This is a genomic window from Luteimonas sp. J29 (genome assembly GCF_000472505.1).
GTDB lineage: Bacteria > Pseudomonadota > Gammaproteobacteria > Xanthomonadales > Xanthomonadaceae > Luteimonas.
The window spans coordinates 364,522-376,550 of record NZ_AWZR01000004.1 but is presented as its reverse complement, the minus strand read 5'-3'; the positions used below and the strand labels follow the sequence as shown (position 1 = coordinate 376,550).

General features: G+C 73.1%; 14 protein-coding genes. 10 read left to right on the top strand and 4 right to left on the bottom strand.

Annotated features, from left to right (window positions below; genetic code table 11):
- Positions 1-31: 31 nt before the first annotated feature.
- The 10 genes from LUTJ29_RS0108755 to LUTJ29_RS0108710 all read left to right on the top strand — a co-directional run bounded on the left by LUTJ29_RS0108755 (position 32) and on the right by LUTJ29_RS0108710 (position 9,179).
- Entirely contained in the window at positions 32-1,480 is a 1,449-nt protein-coding gene (locus LUTJ29_RS0108755; protein ID WP_027072192.1) for an RNA polymerase factor sigma-54, read from the top strand.
- Positions 1,481-1,607: 127 nt separating this feature from the next.
- On the top strand, positions 1,608-1,934 hold the full coding sequence (gene raiA, locus LUTJ29_RS0108750; RefSeq protein WP_027072191.1) for a ribosome-associated translation inhibitor RaiA: 327 nt from the start codon (positions 1,608-1,610) through the stop codon (positions 1,932-1,934).
- A gap of 15 nt (positions 1,935-1,949) precedes the next feature.
- A complete protein-coding gene (locus LUTJ29_RS0108745; RefSeq protein ID WP_027072190.1) occupies positions 1,950-2,417 on the top strand; it encodes a PTS sugar transporter subunit IIA in 468 nt (155 codons plus the stop codon).
- A 5-nt stretch (positions 2,418-2,422) separates the two neighbouring features.
- The gene (gene hprK, locus LUTJ29_RS0108740) at positions 2,423-3,391 is read left to right on the top strand and encodes an HPr(Ser) kinase/phosphatase (protein WP_027072189.1); all 969 of its coding nucleotides are present in this window, start codon (positions 2,423-2,425) and stop codon (positions 3,389-3,391) included.
- A complete protein-coding gene (gene rapZ, locus LUTJ29_RS0108735) occupies positions 3,388-4,287 on the top strand; it encodes an RNase adapter RapZ (RefSeq protein WP_255327205.1) in 900 nt (299 codons plus the stop codon). The genes hprK and rapZ overlap by 4 nt, the downstream gene beginning before the upstream one ends.
- Positions 4,288-4,397: 110 nt before the next feature.
- A complete protein-coding gene (locus LUTJ29_RS0108730; RefSeq protein WP_027072187.1) occupies positions 4,398-4,793 on the top strand; it encodes a PTS fructose IIA component family protein in 396 nt (131 codons plus the stop codon).
- A gap of 8 nt (positions 4,794-4,801) precedes the next feature.
- Positions 4,802-5,071 (top strand): HPr family phosphocarrier protein, encoded by a 270-nt coding sequence (locus LUTJ29_RS0108725; protein WP_027072186.1) that lies wholly within the window; start codon positions 4,802-4,804, stop codon positions 5,069-5,071.
- Positions 5,071-6,798: a phosphoenolpyruvate--protein phosphotransferase gene (gene ptsP / locus LUTJ29_RS0108720; protein ID WP_027072185.1), complete on the top strand. Its 1,728-nt coding sequence runs from the start codon at positions 5,071-5,073 to the stop codon at positions 6,796-6,798. The genes LUTJ29_RS0108725 and ptsP overlap by 1 nt, the downstream gene beginning before the upstream one ends.
- 141 nt (positions 6,799-6,939) lie before the next feature.
- Positions 6,940-8,301, top strand: coding sequence for a magnesium transporter (gene mgtE, locus LUTJ29_RS0108715; RefSeq protein WP_027072184.1), 1,362 nt, complete (start codon positions 6,940-6,942; stop codon positions 8,299-8,301).
- Between the two features lie 77 nt (positions 8,302-8,378).
- Entirely contained in the window at positions 8,379-9,179 is an 801-nt protein-coding gene (locus LUTJ29_RS0108710) for an alpha/beta hydrolase-fold protein (protein ID WP_027072183.1), read from the top strand.
- Positions 9,180-9,228: 49 nt separating this feature from the next.
- Here the strand turns inward: LUTJ29_RS0108710 and LUTJ29_RS0108705 are convergent, their stop codons facing one another.
- From LUTJ29_RS0108705 to LUTJ29_RS0108690, 4 genes are all read right to left on the bottom strand, one after another.
- Positions 9,229-10,167 (bottom strand): aspartate carbamoyltransferase catalytic subunit, encoded by a 939-nt coding sequence (locus LUTJ29_RS0108705; RefSeq protein ID WP_027072182.1) that lies wholly within the window; start codon positions 10,165-10,167, stop codon positions 9,229-9,231.
- Between the two features lie 71 nt (positions 10,168-10,238).
- Positions 10,239-10,700 carry a Holliday junction resolvase RuvX gene (gene ruvX, locus LUTJ29_RS0108700; protein WP_027072181.1) on the bottom strand — a complete coding sequence of 154 codons (462 nt, stop codon included), beginning with the start codon at positions 10,698-10,700 and terminating at the stop codon, positions 10,239-10,241.
- Positions 10,697-11,254 carry a YqgE/AlgH family protein gene (locus tag LUTJ29_RS0108695; RefSeq protein ID WP_027072180.1) on the bottom strand — a complete coding sequence of 186 codons (558 nt, stop codon included), beginning with the start codon at positions 11,252-11,254 and terminating at the stop codon, positions 10,697-10,699. Before LUTJ29_RS0108695 ends, ruvX begins: the two co-directional genes overlap by 4 nt.
- A gap of 128 nt (positions 11,255-11,382) precedes the next feature.
- Positions 11,383-12,009 carry a superoxide dismutase gene (locus LUTJ29_RS0108690; RefSeq protein WP_027072179.1) on the bottom strand — a complete coding sequence of 209 codons (627 nt, stop codon included), beginning with the start codon at positions 12,007-12,009 and terminating at the stop codon, positions 11,383-11,385.
- Between the last annotated feature and the right edge of the window lie 20 nt (positions 12,010-12,029).

Below are 12,029 nucleotides of genomic sequence, written 5' to 3'. Positions count from 1 at the left end.
CGTGCACGTCGTCCAGGGGACACCGGGGACGATGAAGCCACGCCTCCAGACATCGCTCGGACAACACCTCGTCCTGACGCCGCAGCTGCGCCAGGCGCTCCACCTGCTGCAGCTGCCGGCGGTGGAACTGGAGGCCGAGATCGCCGCCGCGGTGGAGAGCAACCCCCTGCTGGACTGGGCCGAGGAGGCGCAGTCGCTGCCCGCCGAACCCGTGTCCGGCAGCACGCCCGGCGCGGACGCGGCCGACGCCGGTGCCGACCCCGGCGAACGCACCGACTGGGACGACGGGTCCGACGGCTGGCAGGACGGCGGCGACTTCGACTACGCCGGGTCCGGCGGCGGACGCGGCGGCGAGGACGACGGCAGCGACCCGGCCAGCCGCATGGTCCAGTCCGAGACCCTGCGCGACCACCTGACCTGGCAGCTGAACCTCTCGCACCTGTCCCCGCGCGACCTGCGCATCGGCGCCGCCCTGATCGACGCGATCGAGGACGACGGCTACCTGCGGGTCCCGTTCTCGGAGATCGCCGCGGCGCTGCCGCCCGGCGACGCGCCCGACGACGGCGAGATCCTGGCCGTGCTGCGCCAGATCCAGCGCATGGACCCGGTGGGGGTGGGCGCGCGCGACCTGGGCGAATGCCTGTGGATCCAGCTCGACACCCTGGCCGGGGACACCCCCGGCCGGGCCCTGGCCATGACCCTGGTCCGGACCCTGATCGACCGCCTGCCCAAGCTCGGCGTGCGCGGGGTCTGCGAGCAGCTGGGCTGCACCACGGAGGAGGCCGAGACCGCCCTCGCCCTGCTGCGCTCGCTGGACCCGCGCCCCGGCTCCCAGGTCGGGGAACTGACCTCGGACAGCTACGTGGTGCCGGACGCGGTGATCGTGCGCCGCAACGGCGTCTGGCAGGCGATGCTGGCCCCGCACTCGATGCCGCGGCTGACCATCCACCAGGCCTACGAACGGATGATCCAGACCGCGGCCGGCGACGATGCCGGCTACCTCAAGGGCCGCCTGCAGGAGGCGCGCTGGCTGCTGAAGAACCTCGAGGCGCGCGGCGAGACCCTGCTCAAGGTGGTGCGCTGCCTGATCCGGCAGCAGTCCGGCTTCCTGGAGTTCGGCGCCCGCGCGCTGCGGCCGCTGACCCTGCGCGAGGTCGCGGCCGAGATCGGGATGCACGAATCCACGGTCTCGCGCGCGGTGGCCCGCAAGTACGTCCACACCCCGCGCGGCACCATCGCCCTGCGCGACTTCTTCGCCTCGGGCATCGACACCGAGGGCGGCGGCGAGGCTTCCAGCGTGGCGATCCAGCAGATGATCCGGCGACTGATCGAGGCCGAGGACCCGCGCAAGCCGCTGTCCGACGCCCGCCTGGCCGAGTCGCTCAAGGCATCGGGGGTGCCGGTAGCCCGGCGCACCGTGGCCAAGTACCGCGAGGCCATGCAGATCGCCGCCTCGCACGATCGCGTAAGGATCAATTGAACCGGTTTCCCCGGGGCCTGTCCATGACCGGACCGGTCGCCCGGGGGGTAACGCTGCGTTAACCTGTCCTCAACCCACGGTGGGCCGCTTTGGGCCATGCTGGGGTTCCCGAGACAGGAGGCATCTGATGCAGATCCAGACCTACGGCCATGGCATCGAAGTGACCGCGGCCCTGCGCGATTACGTGGAGAGCAAGCTGGAGCGGCTCGGACGCCATGTCGAACGCCCGCTGGAGGTGCGCGTGCAGCTCAGCCTCGACAAGCCCAACCACAAGGCCGAGGCCACGCTGAACCTGGACGGGAAGGCGCTGCACGCCGACGCCGCCGGCGTGGACATGTACGCGGCGATCGACCTGCTGGTGGACAAGCTCGACCGCCAGCTGCTCAAGCACCACAAGAAGCTCACCGACCACCACCGCGGCGCCAACCCGGCGCGCGACGGCAGCTTCGGCTGACCACGGGACCCCGCCATGCCCTGGACCGACCTGCTCGTCGCCGAGCGCATCGTCGTGCTGGACGACCCCGGCTCGCCGGCGCGCATGCTCGAGGCCGCCGCCGGCCTGCTGGCCGGCGGCCCCGGGCCGCTGGCGGACGCGATCGCGCAGGGACTTCAATCGCGCGAACGCCTCGGCAGCACCGCGATCGGCCACGGCATCGCCATCCCGCACGCGCGCGGCGAGGGCTTCCCGGCCGCGCGCGGCGCGTTCCTGCGGCTCGGACGGGCGCTGGACTTCGGCGCCCGCGACTGCGCGCCGGTCGACCTGGTGCTTGCCCTGTGCGCCCCCGACGACGAGCCCGACCGGCACCTCCAGCACCTGGCCGAGATCGCGGCGCACTTCGCCGACCCCGGTTTCCGCGAGCGTTTGCGGGCGGCGCGCGGCGCGGCCGCGCTGCGGCGGCTGCTGCTGTCGCGCCCCCCTGCCAGCGCCGCCGCCTGATGCCGATGAGCCAGCGCCTCACCGCACTCGACCTGTTCGAGCAGCAGCACGAGCGCCTGGGCCTGCGCTGGGTCGCCGGCCAGCAGGGCCAGTCGCGGGTGCTCGAGGCGGTGGAGACCAACGCCCGCCGGCCGTCGCTGGCCGGCTACCTCAACATCATCTATCCCAACAAGGTACAGATCCTCGGCAGCGAGGAGCTGGCCTGGTTGGACGGGCTCGATTCGCGCCTGCGCTGGGAGACGATCGAGCGGGTGATCGGCTACCGGCCGCTGGCGCTGGTGATCAGCAAGAACCAGGCCTGCCCGGAGGACCTGCGCAGCGCGGCCGAGGAGAGCCAGACCCCGCTGTGGGTCTCGCCGCGCCGCGGCCACGAACTGCTCAACCACCTGCAGTACCACATGGCGCGTGCGCTCGCGCCGCGCGTCACCCTGCACGGCGTGTTCATGGAGGTCTACTCGATCGGCGTGCTGATCACCGGCGAGGCCGGCTCGGGCAAGAGCGAGCTGGCCCTGGAGCTGATCACCCGCGGCCACCGCCTGGTGGCCGACGACGCGCCCGAGTTCACCCAGATCGCGCCGGACGTGCTCGACGGCACCTGCCCCGAACTGCTGCAGGACCTGCTGGAACTGCGCGGCCTGGGCGTGCTCAACATCCGCCAGATGTTCGGCGACACCGCGGTGAAGCGGAACAAGTACCTGCGCCTGATCGTGCACCTGGCCAAGCCCGACGCCGAGCCGCAGCAGCACGAGGACGGCATGGTGCGCCTGACCGGCGACCTCGGCCACCGCCGCGTGCTCGACCTCGACGTGCCGATGATCACCCTGCCGGTCATGCCCGGACGCAACCTCGCGGTGCTGACCGAGGCCGCCACCCGCACCCACATCCTGCGCTCCAAGGGCATCGACCCGGCCGCGGCGTTCCTGGCGCGCCATTCCCATTTCCTGGAAAGCGGCGAGGAGCCAGCGCTGCCGTGACCACGCCCGAGCCCCCCGCCGCCGGCAACGGCCGCGACCCCGCTTCGCTGCTGATCGTCACCGGCATGTCCGGCGGCGGCAAGAGCGTGGCCCTCAACACGTTCGAGGACCTCGGCTTCTACTGCGTGGACAACCTGCCGGCGGAACTGCTGCCCGAGTTCGTCCGCACCGCCACCCACCCCGAGCGCGCCGAGCAGAAGCTCGCGGTCGGCATCGACATGCGCAACCGCGGCGACCTGGCCAACCTGCCCGAATGGCTGTCGGCGGTGGGCGCGATGGGGCTGCAGCCGCAGCTGGTGTTCTTCGACGCCAGCGACGGGACCCTGTTGCGGCGCTATGCCGACACCCGCCGCCGCCACCCGCTGACCCACCTGGGCCTGGCGCTGGCCGATGCGATCGCGCTCGAGCGCCAGGCGCTCAAGCCGCTGCGCGCGCTGGCCGACGTGGTGATGGACACCACCGAACTCAACGTCCACCAGCTGCGCCACCGGGTGCTGACCGAGCTCGGCCTGACCCGGGACTCGTCGCTGTCGCTGCTGTTCGAGTCGTTCGCCTACCGGCGCGGCCTCCCGGCCGACGCCGACTTCGTGTTCGACGCGCGCAGCCTGCCCAACCCGCACTGGGACCCGCGTCTGAAGCCGCTCTCGGGCCGCGACGAAGCCGTGCGCAGCTATCTCGAGGAGCGCCCGGAGGTCCTGGAGTACGTGCAGCAGGTGGCGGCGTTCCTGGACACCTGGCTGCCGCGGATGCAGTCGGGTACGCGCAGCTACGTGACGGTCGCCTTCGGCTGCAGCGGCGGGCGCCACCGCTCGGTGTACCTGGCCGAGACCCTGGCCGAGCACGCCCGCGAGCGCGGCTGGACCGAGGTGGCGACCTTCCACCGCGAGCTGGACTGACGCGCGCGACGCGCCCCGGGCCCACTGCGGGCGACCGCGCCCCCGGGGATCGCGGTGACCGTGGCCTCCGGCGCTTCCGGCGCGTCGCCGGCGTCTGTTAAGTTGCGGGCATGGCCGTCGGCATCCTCCTCGTCACGCATCCCGGCATCGGCACCGCGCTGGCCGCGGTCGCCGCCACCCTGCTGCGCGGCAACCTTCCCCTGCGCCTGGAGACGTTCGAGGTGCCGTTCGACGCCGACCCCGAGTCGGTGCTGCCGCAGGCCAGCGCCGCGATGCGGCGCGCGGACGGCGGCGACGGGGTGCTGATCCTCACCGACCTGTACGGCGCCAGCCCCAGCAACCTCGCCGCCCGGCTGTCGCGACTGGGAACGCCGTCACGCCGCGTGTCGGCGCTCAGCTTGCCGATGCTGCTGCGGGTGATGAATTATCCTGAACTCCCCCTTGAGGAACTTCCCGCCGTCGCCTCCGCAGGCGCGCGCAACGGGGTGGTCCTGGACGACGCCTGAGGCCGACGATGATCGAACGCGAACTGCGCATCGCCAACAAGCTCGGCCTGCACGCGCGCGCGACCGCCAAGCTGGTCCAGGTGCTGTCGGGCTTCCGCAGCAACGCCACCCTGGTGGCCAAGGGCCGCGAGGTCAACGCCAAGAGCATCATGGGGGTGATGCTGCTCGCCGCCGGCTACGGCACCACCGTGCTGCTGCGGCTGGAGGGCGAGGACGAGCAGGAGGCGATGGAGGCCGCGGCCGCCCTGTTCGAACGAAAGTTCGACGAGGGCGGCTGATGCGGCACGTGCTGGCCGGGCACGGCGCGTCGCGGGGCAGCGCCCTGGGCCGCGCGCGGGTCCGCCTTCCGCATGTGCTCGAGGTCGCCGAGGAGCGGATCGCGCCGGAGGCGGTCGAGTCGGAGCTCGAACGGCTGCACGCGGCGATCGACGCGGTGCGGGCCGAGATGCGCGACATGCGCGAGCGCCTGCACGGAGCCCTGGTCCACGAGGTCGGCGAGTTCCTCGACCTGCACACCCTGCTGCTCGACGACCCCGAACTGCTGCAGGGCCTGGACGACCTGGTGCGCCGCGACCTGTACGGCGTCGACTACGCGCTGCGCCTGCAGCGCGACCGGCTGGCGGCGGTGTTCCAGGGCATGGACGACGCCTACTTCCGCAGCCGGGTCGAGGACATCGACCACGTCATGGGCCGGATCCACGCCATGCTGCACATGCGCGACGCCGACCTGCGCGGCGTGGCCGGCGAAATCCTGGTCACCGACACCATCGCCCCGTCGGAACTGAGCCAGCTGCAGTCGCAGGGCGTGCTGGCGGTGGTCACCGCGGGCGGCAGCGCGCTCTCGCACAGCGCGATCCTGGCCCGCAGCCTGCACCTGCCTCTGGTGGTGGGGGCGCCGCAGGCGCTGCAGCAGATCAACGACGGCGACGTGCTGGTGGTGGACGGCGCCAGCGGCGAGATCATCGTCGAGCCCGACGCGGCCGACCTGCGCCGCTACCGCGCCCGCCTGCGCGAGGAGAAGCGCGAGCGCAAGCAGCTCTACCGCCTGCGCCGCGAGCCCTCGCGCACGCTCGACGGCCTGGACGTCAAGCTGTGGGCCAACGCCGAGTCGCGCGAGGACGTCACCGGCGCGCACGCGCTGGGCGCGGCGGGCGTGGGCCTGTACCGCACCGAGTTCCTGTTCCTGCAACGCAGCGAACTGCCGGACGAGGAGGAGCAGTTCCGCGCCTACCGCGACGTGGTGCTGGCCATGACCGGGCGCACGGTGACGATCCGCACCATGGACATCGGCGCCGACAAGGCCGACCGCACCGGGCTGGCCCTGGCCGACGAGCCCAATCCCGCCCTGGGCCTGCGCGGCGTGCGCCTGTCGCTGGCGCGCATGGACGTGTTCCGCACCCAGTTGCGGGCGATGCTGCGCGCCTCCGGCTACGGACCCCTGCGGGTCCTGGTGCCGATGGTCAGCGGCCGCGAGGAGGTGCGGGCGGTGTCGGCGCTGGTGCGCGAGGTCGCCGCGGAGCTGCGCGCGGAGGGGCGGGAGATCGCCGAACGCGTGCCCGTGGGCGCGATGATCGAGGTGCCGGCGGCGGCGATCGCCCTGCCCGGCTTCATCGACGACGTGGACTTCGTCTCGATCGGGACCAACGACCTGACCCAGTACCTGCTCGCCGCCGACCGCGGCAACGATGCCCTGGGCGAGCTGTATTCGCCGCTGCACCCGGGCGTGCTGCGCCTGCTGCAGTCGGTGATCCGCACCGCGCGCGCGCGCGGCAAGCCGGTGGCGGTGTGCGGCGAGATGGCCGGCGACCCCGCGCTCACGCCCCTGCTGCTGGCGCTGGGGCTGGAGGAGTTCAGCCTGCATCCGGGCATGCTGCTGGAGGTTCGGCGCGCGATCCGCGCCCAGGACCGCGGCGCCCTGCGCGCGGCGGCGCCCGCGCTCCTGCGCTGCCGCGACCGCGCCTCGATCGAGCGCTGGCTGCGGCGCCACACCCGCCAGCCCCGGTAGGCCCGCGCGCGCCCTCCTTCCCGCGACGGGTGGCCCGGAGGCTGGGCAACCACGGCGGCCGAAGGGATAATGCGCGCATGAACGCATGACCGGCCGCGCCACCCCGCGCGCCACGCCCTCGCAACGCCGGAGCCGCCGCGCATGGCCGAAGCCGTCCGCCACGACAAGACCGCGCGCCAGCTGCGCCTGCTGTCGGATGCGCTCGACAGCGGCCGCCTGGGCCCGGTGCGGCGGATGGTGCATACCCTGGCCCCGGCCGAGATCGGCAACCTGCTCGAGTCGCTGCCGCCGGACAAGCGGATGGTGGTGTGGGGCCTGGTCGACCCCGCCGACGACGGCGAGGTGCTGGTCCACGTCGGCGACGAGGTGCGCGAGAGCCTGATCGCGGACATGGACCAGGACGAGCTGGTCGCCGCGGTCGAGGACCTCGACATCGACGACCTCGCCGACCTGGTCGAGGACCTGCCCGACGCGGTGATCGACCAGCTCCTCCAGTCGATGGACCGCGACAACCGCGAGCGCCTGGAGAAGGTGCTGTCCTACGCCGAGGACACCGCGGGCCGCCTGATGAACCCCGACGTGGTGACGGTGCGCGCCGACACCACGGTGGACGTGGTGCTGCGCTTTCTGCGCCTGCGCGGCGAGCTGCCCGACCACACCGACCACCTGTACGTGGTCAACCGCCGCCACCAGCTGATCGGCTGGGTGGCGCTGCAGGACCTGGTGACGCGCGATCCGTCCACGCCGATCAACCAGCTCATCGACGACGAGCTCGAATCGCTGCACGTCGACACCCCGGCCGACGAGGTCGCGCGCCGGTTCTCGGACAACGACTGGGTATCGGCGCCGGTGGTCGACGACCACAACGTGCTGCTGGGCCGCATCACCATCGACGACGTGGTCGACATCATCCGCGAGCAGGCCGAGCACCAGGCCCTGGGCGCGGCCGGCCTGGACGAGGACGAGGACCTGTTCTCGCCGATCCGGCGCGCGGTGCGCGGCCGCGTGGTCTGGCTCGGCATCAACCTGCTCACCGCGTTCCTGGCGGCGGCGGTGATCGGCCAGTTCGACGCGACCATCGAGAAGATCGTGGCCCTCGCCGTGCTGATGCCGATCGTCGCCGGCATCGGCGGCAACGCCGCCGTCCAGGTGCTGACCCTGATGGTGCGCGGCCTCGCCCTCGGCCAGGTCGGCCCGAGCAATGCCTCGATCCTGCTGTGGAAGGAACTGCGCGTGGCGCTGATCAACGGCCTGCTGATCGGCCTGCTGGTGGGCGCGGTGGCGTTGCTGTGGTTCGGCTCGTGGGCGCTGTCGGCGGTGATCGCCGCGGCGCTCGTGCTCAACTTCTGCTCGGCGGCGCTGGCCGGCGTGCTGCTGCCGCTGCTGCTCAAGCGCATGCGCATCGACCCGGCCGTGGCCGGCACCGTGGTGGTGACCGCGGTCACCGACGTGATGGGATTCTTCAGCTTCCTGGGCCTGGCCACGGCGATCCTGCTGCACTGAACCCGGCGTGCACCGCGCCATGCGGCCATCGCTGCGGTTGCGGTATGGTGCGGGTCCCCCGTGAACGCGAGGCCCGCATGATCACGTCCCTGCGCCTGCCTGCCATCGCACTGGCGACCATGATGCTCGGCGCCTGCGCCAGCGCCCCGGATCGCGCGGCCAGCGCCACCGGCACGTTCGTGGAGCGCGAACTCGCCCTCGACGGCCGCACCCATCGCTACCAGGTGTTCGTGCCGGCGCGCGCCGACGCGGCCGCGAAGGCCCCGGTGATCCTGTTCCTGCACGGCTCTGGCGAACGCGGCGACGACAACCGTCGCCAGCTGGAGGTCGGCCTCGGGCCGCGGGTCCGCGCCGCGGCCGCGGAGTTCCCCGCGATCGTGGTGTTCCCCCAGGCGCCCGAAGGCGCCGAGTGGAACCAGCTGGCCGACGTCGTTGTCGCCCAGCTCGAAGCCGCCACGCGCGAGTTCGGCGGCGACCCGGACCGCACCTACCTCACCGGACTGTCGATGGGCGGCTACGGCGCCTGGGACCTGGCGCTGCGCGAGCCGGGCCGTTTCGCCGCGCTGGTGCCGGTCTGCGGCGGGCTGCTGCATCCGCGCCGGCCGTCGATGGCGGTCACCGGCCTGGAGGGCGAGGAGGATCCTTACGCGAAGGTGGCGCAGGCGCTGCGCGACACGCCGGTCTGGATCTTCCACGGCGCGCGCGACGACCTGGTCCCGGCCGAGTACTCGCGGCGGCTGGACGCGGCGCTGCGCGAGGCCGGCGCGCGCGATGCGCGTTACACCGAGTTCCCCGACGCCAACCACAACAGCTGGGACCCGGCCTACGCGACGCCGGAACTGTGGGACTGGCTGTTCGCGCAGCGGCGCGCGCGCTGACGACGACCGGGCGCGCCGATCCGGCTCCGCGCGCAAGGACGCCTCGCCGCTAGCGACGCGCCAGCAGCGTCTCCAGCACCGCCATGCGCACCGCGACGCCGTTGGCGACCTGGCGCAGCACCAGCGACTGCGGGCCGTCGGCGACCTCGTCGGTGATCTCCACGCCGCGGTTCATCGGGCCCGGGTGCAGCACCACGGCGCCGCGCGCGGCGCGGCGCAGGCGCGCGGCGGTCAGGCCGTAGTCGCGGTGGTAGTCCTCGAGCGAGCCGACCAGGCCCTCCTCCATCCGCTCGCGCTGCAGGCGCAGCATCATCACCGCGTCCACGCCCTCGAGCGCGGCGTCGAAGTCGTGGAATACCTCGCAGCCGGCGAGCACGTCCTCGCCGGGCAGCAGCTGCCGCGGCCCGCACACCCGGATCCGGCCGGCGCCGAGGGTGCGCAGCGCGTGCAGGTCCGAGCGCGCCACGCGCGAATGCAGGAGGTCGCCTACGATCAGGAAGCTGCGGCCGCCGAAGTCGCCCCCGAACGCCTGGCGCAGGGTGAGCATGTCGAGCAGGCCCTGGGTCGGGTGCGCGTGGCGCCCGTCGCCGGCGTTGACCAGCACCGTGCCGGGCGCCGCGGCCGCGGCGAGCTCCGCCACCGCGCGGTCGCCGGGGTGGCGGACCACGAAGCCGCGCACGCCCATCGCCTCGATGTTGCGCAGGGTGTCGGTGGCGGTCTCGCCCTTGGTGGTCGACGAGGTGGCCGCGTCGAAGCCCAGCACGTCGGCGCCCAGGCGCTGGCTGGCGCGCTGGAAGCTCAGCCGGGTGCGGGTGGAAGGTTCGAAGAACAGGGTGCAGACCGCGGTGCCGGCGAGCGCGCCGCGCGCGTCGGCGCCGTCGGCGAAAGCCTGGGCGCGGTCGAGCAGTGCCAGCAGCACCGGCCGCGGCAGGCCTTCGAGGGTGAGCAGGTGGACGAGGCGGCCGTCGGCATCGGTCTGGAGGGTCATGGCCGCTATTGTCCCGCATCCCGGGCCCGCCCGGAGCGCCCCGTCGCGCCGCAAGCGCGCGGGCCGCGCGCTCACACCGGGGTCGCGTCCCCGGGGGCGGCGAACCAGCGCTCGACGATGACCGCCGCGGCCACCGCGTCCAGCGACGCGGCGTCGCGCCGGCGGCGCCGGCCTTCGGCGCGGTCGGCGGCGAAACGCTGCGCGGCCTCGATCGAGCTCGAGCGCTCGTCCACCATCGCCACCGGCACCCGGTAGCGCGCCTTGAGTTCGGTGGCGAAGGCGCGGGCGCGGGCGCGGATCGGCTGGTCGCCGCCGTCCAGGGTCATCGGGTCGCCGACCACCATCCCGTCCGGGCGCCATTCGCGGTGCAGGCGGTCGACCGCGGCCCAGTCGATGCGGTCGTCGTGCACGTCCACCACCGCCAGCGCGCGCGCGCCGGCGCCGTAGGGACTGCCGATCGCGACCCCGATCCGGCGCGCGCCGACGTCGAAGCCCAGCACGGTGCCGTCGGCGCGGGGCAACGGCGCGCTCATGCGTGGCCCACGTGGCCCGCCATCCGCATCATGTCCACGCCGATCCCGCCGGCAGCGGCCTGCCAGCGCTGGTCGAGCGGCAGCGCGAACAGGATCTCGTGGCGCACCGGCGCGGTCAGCCAGCTGTTCTCGGCCAGTTCGTGCTCGAGCTGGCCGGCGCCCCAGCCGGCGCAGCCCAGCGCGACGGTGGCGCGCTCCGGGCCCTCGCCGCCGGCGATCGCCTCGAGGATGTCGCGCGAGGTGGTCACCCACAGCCCGTCGGCGATCGCGAGCGAGGAATCCCAGCCGTGCGCGCCGTCGTGGACGACGAAGCCGCGCTCGGGATGCACCGGCCCGCCGGCCAGGACCCGCTGCTCGAGCAGCGCGGCGTCGTCGCAGGCGATGTCCATCTGCCGCAGCACCTCGCCCAGGGTGTATTCCGAGGCGCGGTTGATCACCACGCCCATCGCGCCATCGTCGTCGTGCTGGCAGATCAGCGCGACCGTGCGGGCGAAGTTCGGGTCCGCCAGGGTTGGCAGCGCGACCAGCAGCTGGTTGGCGAAGGAAGTCGACATGCGGCCATTCTAGCCCGCGGCCGCCAGGCGGCCCCGCCGGCCACCCCGGGCCGCGCCCCGGCCGGCGGCCGGACACGCGACGGGCCGCTCGCGCGGCCCGTCGGGGATGTCGCCGGGAAGGGCCGGGATCAGCCCTTCACCGCCTCCTGGTAGCGGCGCTCGACCTCGTTCCAGTCGACCACGTTGTAGAACGCGGCGATGTAGTCGGGGCGGCGGTTCTGGTACTTCAGGTAGTAGGCGTGCTCCCACACGTCCAGGCCCAGGATCGGGGTGTTGCCCGAGGCGATGCCCTTCATCAGCGGGCTGTCCTGGTTGGCAGTGCTCTCGACCGCGAGCTTGCCCGAGCCGTCGACGGTCAGCCACGCCCAGCCGCTGCCGAAGCGGGTCAGGGCCGCCTTGGTGAAGGCGTCCTTGAAGGCGTCGAAGCCGCCCAGGTCGCTGTCGATGCGCTTGGCGACCTCGCCGACCGGGTTGCCGCCGCCGTTGGGCGACATCACCGTCCAGAACAGCGAGTGGTTGGCGTGGCCGCCGGCGTTGTTGCGCAGCGGCCCGCGCTTGTCCTCGGGCAGCGCGTCGAGGTTGGCGATGATCTCCTCGGCGCTCTTGTCCGCCCACTGGGTGCCTTCCAGCGCCGCGTTGGCGTTGTTGATGTAGGTCTGGTGGTGCTTGGTGTGGTGGATCTCCATCGTCTGCGCGTCGATGTGCGGCTCGAGCGCGTCGTAGGCGTAGGGGAGCTTCGGGAGGGTAAAGGCCACGGCGTTCTCTCCGGTTCAAG